14 protein-coding genes and 1 tRNA gene are annotated in these 16,095 nt (G+C 56.4%); 9 read left to right on the top strand and 6 right to left on the bottom strand.

Annotated features, from left to right (window positions below):
- Positions 1-178 precede the first annotated feature (178 nt).
- The 4 genes from A9Q02_RS11920 to A9Q02_RS11905 all read left to right on the top strand — a co-directional run bounded on the left by A9Q02_RS11920 (position 179) and on the right by A9Q02_RS11905 (position 3,735).
- Positions 179-1,546: a hypothetical protein gene (locus A9Q02_RS11920; RefSeq protein WP_097653300.1), complete on the top strand. Its 1,368-nt coding sequence runs from the start codon at positions 179-181 to the stop codon at positions 1,544-1,546.
- Between the two features lie 97 nt (positions 1,547-1,643).
- Positions 1,644-2,243 carry a hypothetical protein gene (locus A9Q02_RS11915; protein ID WP_097653299.1) on the top strand — a complete coding sequence of 200 codons (600 nt, stop codon included), beginning with the start codon at positions 1,644-1,646 and terminating at the stop codon, positions 2,241-2,243.
- Between the two features lie 67 nt (positions 2,244-2,310).
- Positions 2,311-3,162 (top strand): GNAT family N-acetyltransferase, encoded by an 852-nt coding sequence (locus tag A9Q02_RS11910; protein ID WP_245860516.1) that lies wholly within the window; start codon positions 2,311-2,313, stop codon positions 3,160-3,162.
- A 12-nt stretch (positions 3,163-3,174) separates the two neighbouring features.
- A complete protein-coding gene (locus A9Q02_RS11905) occupies positions 3,175-3,735 on the top strand; it encodes an SH3 domain-containing protein (protein WP_141508860.1) in 561 nt (186 codons plus the stop codon).
- 7 nt (positions 3,736-3,742) lie between these two features.
- Here the strand turns inward: A9Q02_RS11905 and A9Q02_RS11900 are convergent, their stop codons facing one another.
- The 3 genes from A9Q02_RS11900 to rsmA form a co-directional block, all read right to left on the bottom strand.
- Positions 3,743-5,674, bottom strand: a complete 1,932-nt coding sequence (locus A9Q02_RS11900) for a hypothetical protein (RefSeq protein ID WP_097653296.1) — start codon at positions 5,672-5,674, stop codon at positions 3,743-3,745.
- 116 nt (positions 5,675-5,790) lie between these two features.
- Positions 5,791-6,192 (bottom strand): PPOX class F420-dependent oxidoreductase, encoded by a 402-nt coding sequence (locus tag A9Q02_RS11895; protein WP_167857427.1) that lies wholly within the window; start codon positions 6,190-6,192, stop codon positions 5,791-5,793.
- A 95-nt stretch (positions 6,193-6,287) separates the two neighbouring features.
- Positions 6,288-7,148 (bottom strand): 16S rRNA (adenine(1518)-N(6)/adenine(1519)-N(6))-dimethyltransferase RsmA, encoded by an 861-nt coding sequence (rsmA, locus tag A9Q02_RS11890; protein WP_097653294.1) that lies wholly within the window; start codon positions 7,146-7,148, stop codon positions 6,288-6,290.
- A gap of 235 nt (positions 7,149-7,383) precedes the next feature.
- Here rsmA and A9Q02_RS11885 point away from each other — a divergent pair, with 235 nt between their 5' ends.
- The 4 genes from A9Q02_RS11885 (at position 7,384) to A9Q02_RS11870 (ending at position 12,911) form a co-directional block, all read left to right on the top strand.
- Entirely contained in the window at positions 7,384-8,430 is a 1,047-nt protein-coding gene (locus A9Q02_RS11885; RefSeq protein ID WP_245860515.1) for a HEAT repeat domain-containing protein, read from the top strand.
- Positions 8,431-8,592: 162 nt separating this feature from the next.
- Positions 8,593-8,943, top strand: a complete 351-nt coding sequence (locus A9Q02_RS11880) for an STAS domain-containing protein (protein WP_097653292.1) — start codon at positions 8,593-8,595, stop codon at positions 8,941-8,943.
- Positions 8,944-8,964: 21 nt separating this feature from the next.
- Complete coding sequence (locus A9Q02_RS11875) at positions 8,965-9,714, top strand: anti-sigma factor antagonist (protein WP_097653291.1); 750 nt, start codon at positions 8,965-8,967, stop codon at positions 9,712-9,714.
- Positions 9,715-9,809: 95 nt separating this feature from the next.
- On the top strand, positions 9,810-12,911 hold the full coding sequence (locus tag A9Q02_RS11870; protein ID WP_245860514.1) for a SpoIIE family protein phosphatase: 3,102 nt from the start codon (positions 9,810-9,812) through the stop codon (positions 12,909-12,911).
- A gap of 49 nt (positions 12,912-12,960) precedes the next feature.
- Here the strand turns inward: A9Q02_RS11870 and A9Q02_RS11865 are convergent, their stop codons facing one another.
- The 3 genes from A9Q02_RS11865 to A9Q02_RS11855 all read right to left on the bottom strand — a co-directional run bounded on the left by A9Q02_RS11865 (position 12,961) and on the right by A9Q02_RS11855 (position 15,363).
- Positions 12,961-14,106: a glycosyltransferase gene (locus A9Q02_RS11865; RefSeq protein WP_097653290.1), complete on the bottom strand. Its 1,146-nt coding sequence runs from the start codon at positions 14,104-14,106 to the stop codon at positions 12,961-12,963.
- Between the two features lie 2 nt (positions 14,107-14,108).
- The gene (gene serC, locus A9Q02_RS11860) at positions 14,109-15,191 is read right to left on the bottom strand and encodes a 3-phosphoserine/phosphohydroxythreonine transaminase (RefSeq protein ID WP_097653289.1); all 1,083 of its coding nucleotides are present in this window, start codon (positions 15,189-15,191) and stop codon (positions 14,109-14,111) included.
- A gap of 96 nt (positions 15,192-15,287) precedes the next feature.
- Positions 15,288-15,363: transfer RNA gene (locus A9Q02_RS11855), tRNA-Gly, on the bottom strand.
- A gap of 98 nt (positions 15,364-15,461) precedes the next feature.
- Between A9Q02_RS11855 and A9Q02_RS11850 the strand changes: the two genes are divergently transcribed.
- Positions 15,462-16,082 (top strand): hypothetical protein, encoded by a 621-nt coding sequence (locus tag A9Q02_RS11850; protein WP_141508858.1) that lies wholly within the window; start codon positions 15,462-15,464, stop codon positions 16,080-16,082.
- The last annotated feature ends 13 nt before the right edge of the window (positions 16,083-16,095 follow it).

Genomic DNA, 16,095 nt, shown 5'->3' with positions numbered 1-16,095 from the left:
GGGTTACTCCTCTTTTTGTTGGGTATTAGCGATGAATCCACGGCATTGGAACCAGATGGATTAGGGTTGACTCTTCTAAAGAGGTATCGCTATGTTGTGGGTGCCTATGCTACAGTGAACGTCATAAGGTTTCGCATCATGGCTGATGGTGTGTAGGTAACGAAAGGATACGTACGGTATGCTGCGCAAAGTGACAGCAATTGCTCTTGTGACAGGGCTGATGATGGCCCTGGTGCTGGTGCTTGCACCAGTTCGGTCGGTAAGTGCTCAGCAGGGCATTCAGTGGAGCACTGGTTTCCAGGTGCAGAACCTGGGTACTGCTCAGGCAACAGTTGACATTCGCCTGATCAACCCCGATGGCACGTCGGCTGCCAACATTCTTGGTGAGTCGATTGCGGCGGGTGCAAGCAAGACCTATTTCCCGATCCCGAGTGTTAACGCTGGCTTCAGTGGTTCGGCAGTCATCGAGGCTGACCAGCCTGTGGCGGCGATCCTGAACATCCTGGGCAACAACGGCGTCGCTGGGGCTCCCTTCTACAGTGAGGCTGCGACTGGCCTGACGCAGGGCGCGACGACAGTCAACCTTCCGTTGATTCAGCGTGGCAACGCAGGCTTCGATACCTGGTTCGCGGTGCAGAACGCGGGTACCGCAGCTGCGCCGGTGACGGTGTCCTTCAATCCTGGTGATGCTGGCACTGCTCATACCGTGAACTCGGCTGCCATTGCCCCTGGTGCGTCGCTGGTCTTCGATCAGTCCACGCTCACCGAGCTTGGTGACCGGTTTGTTGGTTCGGCCCAGATTACGAGCGCCCAACCTCTGGCTGTGATTGTCAATCAGGTTGGTAAAACGGGCTTCCGCACGCAGTTGACCTACAGCGGTTTCGCCGCAGGTTCGACTGAGGTTGTGCTGCCCCTCGTGCAGCAGGCCAACGCTGGTTTCTTCAGTGGTATCTCGATCCAGAATATTGGTTCGGCTGCGGCTGATGTGACGGTTGCCTTTGGTGCCAACACGATTTCAGGCGGGGCGAGCCTGACGAATCAGACCTTCAACCTTGGCGCAGGCGCCAGCCGGGCGATCATTGTCAACGGTGCTGATCGCTATGTTGGGTCGGCAGTTGTAACGTCGGCACAGCCCATTGTGGTTGTCGTCAACCAGCTCTCGGGCCAGTTCGGCACCTCGTATGAGGGTATTTCGTCAGCCTCCGCAACGACACGTGCTAGCTTGCCTCTGCTGATGGCGAACAACGCTGGCTTCTTCACCGCTGTGCAGTGCCGCAATGCCGGTACTGTGAGCACCACGGCAACCATGACCTTCACGCCCAACGTGATTGCTGGTAGCACGCTGACCCCTGCGCCTGATAGTGCGCCGCTGCAGCCTGGTCAGTCGGTCACCTGGTTCCAGAATGCCAAGATCCCCACCGAGCGCTACGTTGGTGGTGCGACGGTGACGACTAGCCCCGCCAGCAATGTGGTTTGTATCGTCAACCAGCTTGCTCCGGCGAACGCCGGCGATGCCTTCCTGACCTACAACGGCATCAACTTCTAATACGGAATACGTCCACGATCCGGTCGATGGCTCTATCAGGGGGTGTGGAGAAACCGCAGGGCGGACTCTCCACACCTCCTTTGCATGAGGTATAAAGATGCAACGCACGTCTTTCTGGCTGCCCTTTGCGCTCGCGCTGGTCTTGCTGACCATACTCGTAGGCTGTGGTGGCCCGGCAACCGAAACCCAGACTCCTCTGCCTGAACCGACTCAGATAGCGACACCTGAGCCTTCTCAGGATCCTTATCCCTATCCCTATCCGATTGTGCCGTCCATGCCAACTGTCGATCCGGCCTATCCTGGTCCTGGCTATACACCGCCACCAGGACGTGAGCCTGAACCACTTCCTGTTCCATCAGAAGGGACGGGCGTTGTCCACGGGGTGCTCTATAATATCCAGACTGATGAAATCGTCTATGATGCCATTGTGCTCTACCTTTCGCCAGTGATTGCGACTGATGCGACGACGATGGATGCAGTCAGCCATGATCCCGAGAATGATCCCTGGGTCACACCAGACGGTGAAGGCGGGTTTGCCTTTGGTGATGTGCCACCTGGTCGCTATGCCATCGTTGTGCAGGGTCCGTTGAATCAGTATCTTGTCCGCCAGGGCGATGATCCGTCGCAGGATCTCATCTTTGAAGTGGAAGCCGGACAGACTCTGGATCTGGGCAAGGTGTATACTGGTTATCCCTAAGCGATTGTTGCGTTGATCCAGTAAGGGTATGTGGCTATTTCGTAAAAGTATCGACTTGAATCAGGCGGTGGCACGTCCTGTCCAGGCAACCGATCTGACCGCTGTAACGCGGCTGTTGCGTGAGGCTGGTCGGCGCTACTATGCGATGACTGGTGCCGACCTCGAGCATTTGATGGCCCAGCAATGGGGTGTCGTTCTTGAGGTTGGCTCCACGATCGTTGCTAGTGCGCTGGCCAATCAGCCTACCGAGGGCATCTGCTGGATCTATGCAGTTGCCCTTGGTGATGGGCTCGATCTGCGTTTTGCGTTGGCTACGCTCTTGCCGGTGTTTGAAGCGACGCTTCGTCGGCAGGGTGTCCACACGATCTTCTATGCCGGTGATGAGCAGGCCGATGCCTGGCTGGTGCCCGCGTTGCAGTCGCAACAGTTTGAGTCAGAAACTGAAGTTGTTGTGTATGAAAAACGACAACTGCACATTCCTCATCAGGGCAATCTTGAAATCACGGTGCGCTCGGCCCTGCCTCTCGATCTGCCTGCGGTGCTTGCGGTCGATCGGGCCTGTTTTGAACCTCAGTGGACAAAAGATGCCACGATTATGCGTACTGCCCTTGAGCAAGGCCCCTATGTTGTGGTTGCTGAGCATGAAGAGGCAATTGTGGGCTATGCGTATGCAACCACCCATTTTGGCGGACGCCTCGTCCATCTCGTGCGTATTGCCGTTGACCCCGCGTGGCGGGGCAAAGCGATTGGTGTTCGCCTGCTCGCCGACGTTGTTGCCTTTACCATCGCGCAACGGGCACATGTCTTGACACTCAACACCCAGGCATATAACATGCAAGCACAGCGCCTCTACCAGTGGTTTGGCTTTGTCACAACTGGTGAGCGTCAGTTGATTTTGCGTCGAAACTTACATCCTTAAACTGGGGAAAGTGTGCCACCACGATTAGATCCGAGTGATTGGGATCGCCTGTTTCGCCCGCAAGTCCATCAGCGCGGTGGTCTTCTGCGAGCCCTGGCGAACCTGTTGATGGTTGGGGTTGTGATCGCCCTGCTCTTTGGTGGTGCGTTCCTGGGTTTGCGCCTTCGTGATGCCCAGATCGAGGCCAGGATTGCCACGGCCACTGCTGTGGTCGCAACCAATGAAGCGCTGATCATGCTCAGGTCAACTCAGGAAGCCCGTGACGCGACGGCGACGGTTGAAGCTTTGACAGTACCTTCGCCCGCGCCCGCACCCGCCGACAGCCTGGGCCTGGGTACGGTGATCGCTGGTGGTAATCTGCGTTCGGAACCGCTTGTTGTGCCTGAAACGGTACTTGGTCAGATCTGTGTTGGTGACCAAGTCGTCTTTCTGCAAGAGCAGAACTTCGCTGATGGCGTTCGCTGGTATCAGATCCGCCTCCTCAGCACGGCTGCAGATTGTACCCCTGAGCGTGTCCCTGTCGAAACCGTTGGCTGGGCCAGCAGTCTCTTGCTTTCACCTCCAGCACCCTAAAGAGCGTTTACTCATCTGGTTGCACCGCAAAGATCCAGACCTGATCTTCATGATAGAGCAGCGTAAAATGGGGGCTGTCACTAAGCACCTCAGGATCGAGCACCCGGCTTGGATTAGGGATGCCAACCAGGCCCTGGCGTTGTCCGATGTAGACGTATGAAATGTCGCGTTCATGCAACAAATTCAATGTTTCAGGGTGATCAAGACCTTGATCGTTCATCGTGGCATACAATTCATTCACCCACTGTGCATAATTTGGCTGTGAACCTTGTTCAGCTACATAGATCATCGGAGGGAGGGTGGTTTGCCGATGAGCGAGCAAAGGGATCCACCAGCCGGCATCGCTGCCGAGCAAGCTTGTCTCGTTGTGAAAATATCCATTCACGAGAAAACGGGCTTCTTGCGGTGTATGTGTTTCGATCCATGCCATTGCGGTGCGATCTTCCGGCATAACTAAGGCAAAATTGACGGTATCAAGATCGTGCGTGCGCAGGCTTATGCCCCACAGACTCAAGCTACCTAGGATCAGTGCTACGCCAGCCGGCACGACGGGCGCACGGAAGCGGCGTAACAACCATCCTGCTGCAGCCCCGAGCAGCAATGCCGCAGGGATATAGGCGGCGATAAAGAGCGCAAAATTGGTGATCGTCCCGGCCCCTGGAAGACCAAGCCGTTGCGGGTTGACGACCAGCAATGCACCGAGCCACCAGAGAGCAACGACCAGAACTGCACGTTCACGTCGCCAGAGCGCCCAGAAGACAACGATCAGCATGCCATACCAGATCAGCACCGGTAGGTAGCTGAAGGGGTGGCCGACCGCATTGTTAATCGTCTCGGCACGGATCGCATTTGCTCCCCCTGAGGCTGAGGCGGCGACAATTGCCGAGAGCAGGGGAAATAAGAGGCTTTCGAGCATGCGCATAACCCAGGGAGCCACAAGTACACCAACGCCTGTTCCGACCAGGAGCAATCGCAAGCCCAAGGTACGCCACATAGACCATGTGCCGCTGACGAGCAGATAGGCTGGGACAAAACAGACGGCAAAAATGATGACGCGATAATGGGTAAGGAACAGCCCCGCCATCGAGAGGATCGTGAGGCCGAGCAGCGCTTTTGCATGCTCATGCGAAGCAAGGTAGAACCACAAGCAAGTGATTGCAACCGGCAAAATGATCTGACCTGCCAGTTGGGTATACCGCCCCCAGTTGACATAGAACATCGGCATCGGTGCGAGCAACCCTGCCACGAGCAGGGCCACCACCCCCGCCCAGCGGCTTCGGCCCAGGTGCAGCGCTAGCGGGTAGAGGGTAAAAACCGCAGCAGCATTGGCGAGTTGACCACCGATGAGAACCGCTTCGGGCGCTTCCAGCCCCGTTAGCCAGATCATCGCCGCAATCTGACTATGAAAGCCGAAGTGATAGGTCATTGTCTCCAGGTTCGCATAGGGTTGCCAGGAACTGAAGAGGCCCCCTTGTTCGACCATCAACTGGGTGATCATCGTGTGGTGGAGTGAATCGCCCCAGAGGGGGACACTAAGACCGGTAATCGTATGCAAACGCACACCCAACAAGGCAACAACAACAAAGTACCCCGTCACCAAGGGCCAGCCATTGCCCCCTGACTCACGGCTTCGCCATGCTGCACGCTCGATCGGTGGGTTTTGGCGCACAAACGTCCAGCCTAACAGGGGCAGGCTAAGCAGCGGTATGCTCCATACCAGTAGGGGGCCAGGTTTCAGGCCAAACAGATCAGCCCAGAGCAAGAGTACTGGATAGAGAGCTAGGCCAATCCCGAGGGCAAGGGCGACCTGTTCGAGGAAGGTCAGCGCAGCAGCGCCACGCCAAAGCCGTAGTAGCGCCAAGCCTGGGAGTATAAAGAGCAGGACTGGTGCGACAAGTGTTACAAACCAGAGAGCAGGTTGCCAGCCTGTTTGTATCATAGGCGCTTATGATACCATATTCCTCCCCTGAGGCGTGTGTGTGGTACCAAATCAAAAATGACCAGCGAAGCTGGTCATTTTTGGTTCCACTCATGCAGGTTGTCAAAGGCGCAGCCCTAAAGCACATCGGGCGCGGGCGAAATCTCGATCCAGGCACGGTTCATCCCGCTGAGGGTACCAAAGAAATCGAAGATCGCCTTGAACAGACCATACTTGCGGTCGAGCGCATCTTTCGCTACCTGAAACTCGTGCTCTTCGAGGATGCGGGCCTGGGCCTCAACCGTAGGGCCAAGCGGCTTGCCAGCGCGATCTGAGGGGCCAATCTGAACCCGGCCATTATTACGAATCCGCTTGACCTTGCCTGAATCCATGGTGGTCATCACATAAATCTTGCCTTGACGCTCGGCAAACCAGATCGGCGTCTTGATGGCCTCACCATTCTTGCGAAAGGTGAAGAGATTGGCGTACTGCTGCTTATAGAGAATACTGAAGGGTTTTCCCGGAATAGTCTGTTCCATACCATACCTCATTTGTCTTTATTTTTTCGTGCCCACTGTCTAGATTATACCACATATTCTGTGCAAAACAATAACAAAATATTGACAAAAGTTGCTTACCAGATCTCCGCATCAAGCCTGGCCCATTCAGCGAGGGTCAGGGTTTCGGCGCGGCGTTGGGGGTCAATGCCAGCGGCAGCGAGGGCGACGAGCGCTGTTGCGCGGGGCACATCGAAGCCCATTGCCGCCAGGCCGCTGGGCAGGGCATTGCCAAGTTGTTTACGGCCGTGCAAAAAACCGGCCTTGATCACCCGAAAGAGACGGTCAACATCATCAACGGCAACGGCAAGTTGCTGGCGGCGACGCAGTCGCAGCACTGCGGAATCAACGGCGGGTGCTGGCAAAAAACTGCTCGCAGGGACACGAGCGATGATGGTGGGTTCGGCATAGAGTTGTACCGAGTGTGCGAGGATGCTCAAGTCACCGGGGCCAGCGGTAATGCGCTGGGCTACTTCCCATTGAACAAGGACAACAGAGAGCGTTGGGGAAAGATCGGCTTCAAGAAAATGGCGTAGCACCGCCGAGGTAATGGCATAGGGAAGATTCGCCACCAATTTATAGCCTGACGTGTGCGTGTCGGCTGGCAACAGATCGCCTGGGCGAACCTGTAACACATCAGCCTGCACAATAGTCAGCGGTTGACCGGCAAACTCTTCGGTGAGCCGCGCCGCGAGGCGACGATCCAGTTCGATCGCTATGGTATGGGCGGCCTGCCGCGTCAATTCCCAGGTGAGCACCCCCAGACCAGGTCCAACCTCGACCACAAGATCGGTGGGAGCCAACTCGGCTGCCGTGACAATCGTGGCCAGAGCGTCGGCATCAAGTAAAAAATTCTGGCCCATACCACGACTAGGACGAAGATCAAGGGTGCGGAGGGCTCCACGAATACGCTGGGGATGCAGATAGGGATTGGACATCAGGTTCCTTGCATGTTGCTATTTCTCGAGATGCTGATTGTTAGCATATCATCCTAGCGCAACCCTCATACCATAATACCATTTCCTTACCCTCTTTGCGGTAGGCTAATGTGCTATAATTCCGACAAGGCAGGAGAAAGCAGATAGCGTGTCTACACATGAAAAACCATAATGCTATCTGTTAAACATAGCTATGTTTGACCAGGATTCATGGCGAGCGCGTATTGCTGAACAAATGCATAAATTTACGCGTAACCCGCAACAAGAAATTCAGATCTCTGGAACAAGCTCAGTCCTTGGCTATCTTGCTGTAAGAACGCTTGAACCATTCCTCCATGCTTTTCAGCGTGAGCCAGTTGCCGCTGTACTAACCCTGGCAGAGATGGTGCAGGGACCTGGTGCTGATATCATTGTACGGCGGGCGGGGCGTATTCGTTTTCAACTATCTACCCTGATCGAGCGGGAATTGCGTTCGCAGGCCGAGTTACGTTCAGCAGTTGAGCAACTGATTGTTGGGTTGAATGTGATCCATCTGGCGCGGCAGCGGTTAAATAGCAGCCGCGATGAATGGTTACGTGTGACCTTGCTGGCCGAACTGGATGGGTATCCGCCGACAGAGTTGGAGCAGTTACGGCGTCTCCTCCATGATCCAGGTTGGCAATCACGGTATGAAACGATTCGCAGCCTGCGCCAGCGCGAAGGCATCTATACGGCAGCCGATCTTGTGTTATTGCATGATGGCCTGAATGACAGTGCCGCGCATGTGCGTGCTGCTGCAGCACGGATGCTTGGTTTGTTTGCCAGCACTCCGCCGGCGCTGCTGGTCAAAGCCCTGACGCGGGTGGCGCTCTATGATTGCGATCTCGAAACGCGCTACGCCGCAGCGCGTACGCTGGGTTTACTGGGCGATCGGATCGCTTCTCCCCAACTGATCGATCATCTCAGTCTCTGTTTAAGTGATGCCGATCCGTTTGTCCGCTCCGCCGCAGCGCTGGCCCTGGGCCAACTGGGTGAGCTTGCAGGAACGCGTGAGATTGTGGGAAAGCTTACCGATTTGATCGGTGATCGCGACCCTTATGCGCGTGAAGCAGCAGCTCGGGCCATCGGGAGGCTTGGCGTGGCCGCTGCGACGACTTCGGTGATCAATGCCTTGCTGCGCGCCATGGAAGACGAAGATGCCAATGTACACGATGCAGCGATCGATGCCGTGACCCGCCTACGCAAAGTCAAGGCAACGCTGCCCTTGACGGTGTCGAAGGCAAATGAGACAATGCCGGTATAAGCTTTATGGCCCTTGGGGGGGCCAGCTTTCGCTGCTTTTTTTCCGCCAGCCACTGCTTCTTGATCGATCGAGGACAGCAGATCTGAAGATGAGACGTAGTGTGTTATAATTTCTTTGTGCGTAGCACGCAGGTCGTTGAGACTGTTGTCGTGAGGTGTAGGCATGAATATTGACCACCGCCGCTTTAATCGGGTTGATTTGCTTGAGATTGCTGGTCGGGTTGATGCGGCGACGGCAGTGCAGTTGAAACAGCGCATTGATGCTCTCTTTGATGAGGGTCGCTACCGGATTGTGCTCGGCTGTTCCAAATTAGAATATATTAGCAGCCCTGGTCTGCGTGTCTTGATTGAAGCACGGAAACGTGCCCGTGAATGGAAAATTACTGATCTTGAGGGTGGGGATATTCGCATTGCCGGGTTGCCTCCCCGCATCAAAGAAGTGTTTGATCTCACCGGGTTTACCTCGCTCTTCGAACTCTACAACGATACGATTGAGGCGGTCGGCTCATTTTAGCCGGATACTCGCCTTCAGCCTATGGAAAGCATTACTCTTACCGCCGATCTTGATGCCCTGGCCCGGATCAGTGCGTTTGTGACTGAGGCCGCTGAACTCGCGGGCCTCGATGAGCGGGCGACCTGGCAGGTGCAACTTGCGGTTGATGAAGCAGCAACCAATGTGATCCAGCACGCGTATGATCGCGATGAGCCGGGTGATCTGACGTTGACCTGGCAGTGCGAGGATAATCAGTTTGTGCTGGAGTTACGTGATTATGGTCGCCAGTTCGATCCGCAAAACGTGCCGCCCCCTGATATCTCCTCACCCCTTGAGGAACGCCAGGTCGGTGGGCTCGGGCTCTATTTGATCACCCGCCTGATGGACGAAGTGCGTTTCGATTTTAATCCCCAGGGCGGCAATGTGTTGACCATGATCAAATATATTACGCCTGGCTCACGGGATGATGTGGTCGTGATTCCTGTCACGGGGCGCGTTGATGCCGTCACTGCACCCCAATTGACGCGTGATGTGCACGAACGTATTGCCCTGGGGGCACGCTTTGTCTTGCTTGAGTTCGGTGGGGTCAATTTTCTTTCGAGTAGTGGCCTACGTGCCCTTCTGCTGATCCGTAAAGAGTTGATGACGCTCGGTGGTGAGTTGCGCCTCGCTTTGTTGCAGCCCCAGGTGTTTGAGGTTTTTACTCTCACCGGGTTTGTTCAGGTGTTTTCGATCCATCCGACCCTCGAAGAGGCACAGCATGCTTTTGGGCAGGGACGTATGCACTCGTAGGTGCGTCAGTGCAATCATTCTTCCCGTGGTAAGGCGGCTTCAAGCCCAGGGCTTCACCGCTCTTGCTGGGCTGTGAGAGCCTGCTGTCATTTGCCATGGTGAAACACGAACGGCTACTGATGCTCTATGCATTGCTCGTCGGTCTCCCTGGCTGGCTCTGGTTACTCTTTGCGCCGTGGTTTGTGCCTTCGCTGCCGGCCCTCCTGCTTTTTGCCGCTCTCGCCCTTGCGATTGATGCGCTCAGTTTTCGTACGTCGTTCGCCGAGGTCTATGGTCTCGCGGGCGTGGTTTTGCTCACCGCTGCGCTAAGCCTTGGCCCGGGTGCGGCGGCATTGATTGCCGCGCTTGAGGGGGCTGTCTCTGGGTTGTTGTTGACGCTGATCTATAACCGCCCACGTACGCTCTATTATCTTGTTGCCCGCCCTTTCCTCCGTGGCGGGATGCGCGCCGCTGGCGTGCTGCTCGGGGCAATGCTCGCGACCGCAGCGACTGGACGCTCTCAGTATGATCCGGCTACCCTTGATCCGGTTGCGCTTTTGATCTGGAGTATGCTCAGTCTCTTTGGGGTCATCCAGTTGACTCGCGTTGGCCGTGAGTGGCTTCAGGGTGGTCTGTCGGCTGTCTTCGCATGGTGGCAGCGCACATGGTACCTTGCACTCGGGGCCGAACTTTTGCCCTTGCCGTTGGCGTTGCTCGGGGCCGCTATCTATCGCGAGTTGGGGATTGCCTATTTTCTCCTGGCCGGCCTGGCGATGGTTGCCGCTGCCGCAGCGGTGCGCCGGGCTTCGCTGAACCTCGCCAGCCAGCGTCGCTCAGTCCGTGAACTGGCGATGCTCAATGAGGTGAGTCGGGCGATTATCCGGAGTGAACTCGACGTAGAGACGCTCTGTGAACTTGTCTATCGCGAGGCTGGCAAAGTTGTTGATACCTCGTCGTTTCATATCGGGCTCTTCGAGGGTTCGCGGTATACATTGATGGTGCGCGTTCAGGATAATGTGCGTTTGCCGCGGCTCACGGTTGATCTTGCCGATGGTGATGGCTTGATTGGCTGGATGCATCAGACGGGCAAGGCGCTGCTGGTTGAAGATTTTCTTGAGGAGATGAAGCATCTGCCAGCCCGTCCACGCTACCAGAGCGAACGCCCGCCGCGTTCGGGGATCTATGTGCCCTTGCTCATTGGCGAAGAGGTGATTGGCTCGCTGTCGGTGCAGAGTTATCAACCGGGCGCGTTTGAGGCCAATGATTTGCGCTTGCTCTCGTTGATTGCCGATCAGGCGGCAGTTGCGATCACCCGGGCGCGTGCCTTTAGCGAGGCGCGCCGTCGTGCCGTACAACTCCAGGCAATTCAGCAGGTCAGCGAACGCATCACGGCTATCCTCGATCTTGAGCAACTCTTGCCGGCCATTGTCCGCTTGATCCACGAACATTTTGCGTACCATCCAGTGCATATTTTTACCCTGAAACCTGGCGATGAACGGATCTACTTCCGTGCCTCGACCGCGACTGACGAACAACTCGAAGCGGTGCGTACCCGTCCGTTGATGATTGGGCAGGGTTTGATTGGGGCCACTGCACGCAGTAGAGAGGTTATCTTGATTGGCGATGTACAGCGTGATCCGCGCTATATTGCCGGCAATAATACTACTCGTTCTGAACTGGTGGTGCCCCTACGGATTGGCGCAGAGGTGGTTGGTATTCTTGATGTGCAGAGTGCCGAAGTCAATGATTTTGATGCCGATGATCTCTTTGTGATGCGCACCTTGGCCGATCAGATTGCGATTGCGATTGACAGTGCTAATATCTATCGGGCACAACAAGAAGAGGCCTGGACGCTCAATGCTCTGCTACAAGTGGCCGAGAATATTGGCCGGGCCAATTGTGTCGAAGACCTGCTGGCGACTGCGGTACGCCTGCCGCCGATCTTGCTCGGCGCGGCACGGTGTTATCTCTTGCTTTGGGAGCAAGAGACTTTTGTGGTACGCGCAAGCTATGGGGTGACCGGCAAGCTACGCGATGCGCTGAGCGGGGTGCCGATGACGCTGACCGAGGCTCCGCTGCTGGCCCGCATCTATAGTCTGCAGACGAGTCAACCGATGCCATTGATCAGGATCAGCGGCGCTGAGGAACGCGCGCGTGTCTGGCCTGCCCTGACGAGCATTCATGCAGGGCAAAGCCTCGTTGCGCTTCCTTTGACAGGGCGAAGTGGTCATCTCGGCGCACTGGTGCTTGATTTTGATGAAGTGATCGCGGAGTTTGATACTCGTCAGATCAACCTTTGTATTGGTGCCGCACGTCAGGTGGCGGCAGCATTAGAGAGCCTGCAACTCGCGCAGGAAGCGGAAGTGGCGACCAAGCTTGAGCAAGAGATCAAGGTGGCTCGTGAATTGCAGACGGCCCTGTTGCCATCAAGATCTCCGCAACTAGAGGGCTGGCAGATCGCCTCGGCGTGGCGTTCGGCACGGATGGTCGGGGGTGATTTTTTTGATTTCTGGCGCTTACCATTTCATCCGCCATTGCCTGAAGGAGATGAGCGAGCGACCCCCCTCGGTTTTGTGATCGCCGATGTGAGTGACAAAGGGGTTCCTGCGGCGCTCTTTATGGCCCTTTCGCGTTCGCTGGTGCGTGCGGCGGCCCTCGATGGTTCTTCGCCATCAGTGGCGTTAGAACGGGCGAACAGATGGATCAACCGCGACTCGGAATCGGGTATGTTTGTCACGCTTTTTTATGGTATTCTCCAGCCAGATACGGGCCAGGTGCGCTACAGTGTGGCTGGGCACAATCCACCACTGCATTATCATGCCAGTGATGGCACGATTACCGAACTACGGACACCGGGGATTGCGTTGGGTGTCCTGGAAGAGATTCAGCTCAACGAAGCCGAAATATGCCTGGAACCTGGAGACATTTTGCTCTGCTATACGGATGGGGCAACTGAAACCATTGATGAATTTCAGAGCGAATTTGGCACTGATCGATTGCGTGACCTGATCAGGCTGCATCACCTTGAACATGCAGAGGTACTTGTTGCGGCGATCTTGGAGGCGGTGGCGACCTATGGACGTGGTCAGCCACCGTATGATGATATTACGTTGCTGGTCTTGAAGTGTGATCGGGTGTATAGGGCTGCGCCCACCGTTCTGAAGGATGCGATGCATCCTGATGGGCTCGACGGTAGCGATGCTTCGCTGCGCTCCTAAGCAACAAAATCGGTCGAAGACCTCACAGGTCTTCAAGACCTGTGAGGTCTTACCCCCTGCGCCCATGATTCAACATACTTTGGTAGACCTCAACATGGCGTTGGGCGATAGCGGCCTGGGTGTAATGGGCGAGGACACGCTGGCGACCGCGTTCGGCGAAGTGGGTGCGGAGGGCCGGGTTGGCGGCGAGCCGGGCGAGTATAGCGCGCAGGGCTGGAACCTCGCCTTCGGGGAAGATGAGCCCGGCGTCGCCAATGACGTACGGTATTTCACCTGAACTTGACCCCACCACAGGAATGCCGCAACTCATGGCCTCAATAAGAATGCGGCCAAACTGCTCTTTCCACGAAGGGGTGGTATGCGAGGGTAGAACCAGCGCATCGAGGCTCTGCAGGGCTATGGGGACATCAGTGCTGTTGATGGCTGGTTTGAGGACGACGCGTTTACCGAGGCCGAGTTGCGCAATGCGTTGCTCGATCGCGGGGCGTTGGCTCCCATCGCCGATCAGGTGCAAACAGACGTGGGGTGGCAAACCAGCGAGGGCTTCGACCAGATCGAGAATACCCTTTTCGGGGACGAGGCGACCGAGATAGCCAAGAATGAAATGAGGGCGCTGGTCGCTCGGTTGGAAAGGAGCGGTTTCCTCAAACGAGTCATCACGGGGGGCAAAGATGGCCGGATCAACGCCAAACTGGGGCACAATCGTCAGAGGGCCACGGTAGCCATGACGCCGAATGATGCCAGCGGCCTCTTGATTGCAGGCGAGCGCATGGCTGGCGTGGCGCAGATTATAGCGCTCAAAGAGATTAAAAGGCGGGGGATAATAGCGGTCAATATTGGCGTAGTTGTAAAAGCAGCAGCGTGCACCAAGGGCAACCCCGAGGCGCATGGCTTGAAACGTTGCCAGATTGAACGATTCTTCATCAATATGCAGCACCTCGGGGCGAAGGCGGCGCAATGCGCGGGCCAGCGTCGGGTAGAAGTGCAGATGATGCTGCCCATTGAGCGCCAGAGGTAAACCGGTGAGCGTATACCCCTCGGTAAAACGGCGCTCGAGCCGTTGCACTCCTACCCGCGGTTCCCGCCAACTCCACGGCACCAGCGCAGTCAGCGTCACCCCGAGGCGGGCGATCTCCTCGAGCTTGCGTTGATAAGCGCCAACTACAAGCGCTTTGGAGAGGATGACAACGCGCATGGTTAGCCATGCTTCTGGGCAAAGAGGCTCATAAACTGAGCCAGATCGGCGCATGCCTCATGTTCGAGGGCGTTATAGATCGACGCACGGACACCACCAACCGAACGATGTCCGGCCAACCCAACCATGCCCTGCCCCTGAGCTTCGGCAAGAAACGCTTTCTCAAGCGCCTGGTCAGCCAGACGGAAAGTGACATTCATCTGCGAGCGCGCACTGGTCTCGGCGTGGCCCTGATAGAAGCCATTGCTCTGATCAATGGCTGCATAGATCAGCCCCGCCTTGGCGGCATTGCGTTCTGCGATCGCGGTGAGCCCACCGAGTGACTCGATCCAGCCGAGTACCAGGTCGAGCATATAGACGGCAAAGACAGGTGGTGTATTATAGAGGGAATTGTTCTTGGCGTGGGTTTTGTAGCTAAAGATCGTCGGCACTTCCGCCCGCGCCTGATCCAGGAAATGTTGCTGGATCAAGACCACCGTCACGCCAGCAGGGCCGATGTTCTTTTGGGCACCGGCATAGATCAGGCTAAACTTCGTGGCATCGAAAGGCCGTGACAGAATGTCGCTACTCATATCGGCGACCAGGGGTATCTCACCAGACTCGGGAAACGCAGCCCACTGCACACCCTGGATGGTTTCGTTGCTGGTAAGATGGAGGTAGGTGGGATGCTCACTGAGGTGGAGTTCAGCCGCCGAGGGAACCGTGCGATAGCCGCCCTCGGCCATGGTTGCGGCGACATGGACTTCACCGATGCGCCGGGCCTCTTCGAGGGCTTTCTCGCCCCAACTGCCTGTGATGACATAATCAGCCAGTGTCCCGGGTCGCAAAAAATTGAGTGCCAGCAGCGCAAATTGCGCACTTGCCCCGCCCTGCATCAAGAGGACACGGTAGTCATCGCCAAGCCCCAGCAGCGCTTTGAAGCGCGTTTCGGCACTTTTGTTGATCGCCTCATACTCTTTGGAACGATGGCTCATCTCAAGGATCGACATACCACGTCCCTGATAGTCCAACAACTCACTCTGAGCGCGCTCGAGCACTACACGGGGCAGGACAGCAGGGCCAGCGTTGAAATTAGAAACAGGCATAAGATGGCTCCTCACACAATGCTTCAGCAGGGCTATTATACATCAACCAGACAAAACAAGAGGTCAGGTAGCTTACCGCTACCTGACCTCTTACAATGGAGCGGGAGACGGGATTCGAACCCGCGACCTACACCTTGGCAAGGTGTCGCTCTACCAACTGAGCCACTCCCGCACACTCGTCATTGCTCAGAAAAGTATAGCATGGCTTGAAGGATTTTGCAAATGCGATCATGATCGTAACTGTTCACACTTACATGAAACGAGCAGCGTATGTCAGCAGAAGAGCGAGCGGTGTCAGGGTTGCAGCAACGGATCGGGCGACGGTTGAGTGTTGAACCATACTATATGCTTGTTGAACAGAGTCCTGAGCGTCTGGAACTGGCCTCGCGTTCGGACGCGAATCGGTCGGTTGGAATGCGCGTGGTGGCCGGCGGCGCAGCGATGATTGTGGTAGCATTGATTATTGCTGTGAGCGGGTTATGGAGTGCCGGGGCGGGGTCGGGGTTTGCGGTTGCGGCGCTCGCTTCGGTGATCGGAGGTTTGCTTGGCGGCCTGGGCTTTCAGCGGATGCTCGGCGGATATGCCGTCTTGACGACGTATAATACGCTGGTAGCCGACGCTGAGGCGCAAACGCTGGTCTTGCGTCAGGCCAGTCGTGTTGGGGCCGCACGGACGCAGTTGCTTCGGTTTCATCAGATTACGAGCTTGCGCCTCAATCGTCGCCCATTGGCCGTTGGCTGGCCCATCCGACGCCTTCAGCCGATTGTGGCCCTTGAACTGTTGGTTGGTGAGTATGTCTGGGTGATTGAGACCGCGGCTGATGCGGGTGATCTGGTTGCGCTCGCTCAGGCGCTGGCGACGGTGCTTGACAAGGAGTTTGTCCGGGAATGAGGTAGTTTTTTTG

This window comes from Candidatus Chloroploca asiatica (assembly GCF_002532075.1).
GTDB lineage: Bacteria > Chloroflexota > Chloroflexia > Chloroflexales > Chloroflexaceae > Chloroploca > Chloroploca asiatica.
This window is presented reverse-complemented; position numbering and strand designations above follow the sequence as displayed.

Bases quoted from the DNA above. Each gene is read 5' to 3' on its own strand.
- A9Q02_RS11920 (WP_097653300.1), top strand. From the start codon at position 179: ATGCTGCGCAAAGTGACAGCAATTGCTCTTGTGACAGGGCTGATGATG.
- A9Q02_RS11915 (WP_097653299.1), top strand. From the start codon at position 1,644: ATGCAACGCACGTCTTTCTGGCTGCCCTTTGCGCTCGCGCTGGTCTTG.
- A9Q02_RS11900 (WP_097653296.1), bottom strand. From the start codon at position 5,674: ATGATACAAACAGGCTGGCAACCTGCTCTCTGGTTTGTAACACTTGTC.
- A9Q02_RS11895 (WP_167857427.1), bottom strand. From the start codon at position 6,192: ATGGAACAGACTATTCCGGGAAAACCCTTCAGTATTCTCTATAAGCAG.
- rsmA (WP_097653294.1), bottom strand. From the start codon at position 7,148: ATGTCCAATCCCTATCTGCATCCCCAGCGTATTCGTGGAGCCCTCCGC.
- A9Q02_RS11885 (WP_245860515.1), top strand. From the start codon at position 7,384: ATGCATAAATTTACGCGTAACCCGCAACAAGAAATTCAGATCTCTGGA.
- A9Q02_RS11880 (WP_097653292.1), top strand. From the start codon at position 8,593: ATGAATATTGACCACCGCCGCTTTAATCGGGTTGATTTGCTTGAGATT.
- A9Q02_RS11875 (WP_097653291.1), top strand. From the start codon at position 8,965: ATGGAAAGCATTACTCTTACCGCCGATCTTGATGCCCTGGCCCGGATC.
- A9Q02_RS11870 (WP_245860514.1), top strand. From the start codon at position 9,810: ATGGTGAAACACGAACGGCTACTGATGCTCTATGCATTGCTCGTCGGT.
- A9Q02_RS11865 (WP_097653290.1), bottom strand. From the start codon at position 14,106: ATGCGCGTTGTCATCCTCTCCAAAGCGCTTGTAGTTGGCGCTTATCAA.
- serC (WP_097653289.1), bottom strand. From the start codon at position 15,191: ATGCCTGTTTCTAATTTCAACGCTGGCCCTGCTGTCCTGCCCCGTGTA.
- A9Q02_RS11850 (WP_141508858.1), top strand. From the start codon at position 15,462: ATGTCAGCAGAAGAGCGAGCGGTGTCAGGGTTGCAGCAACGGATCGGG.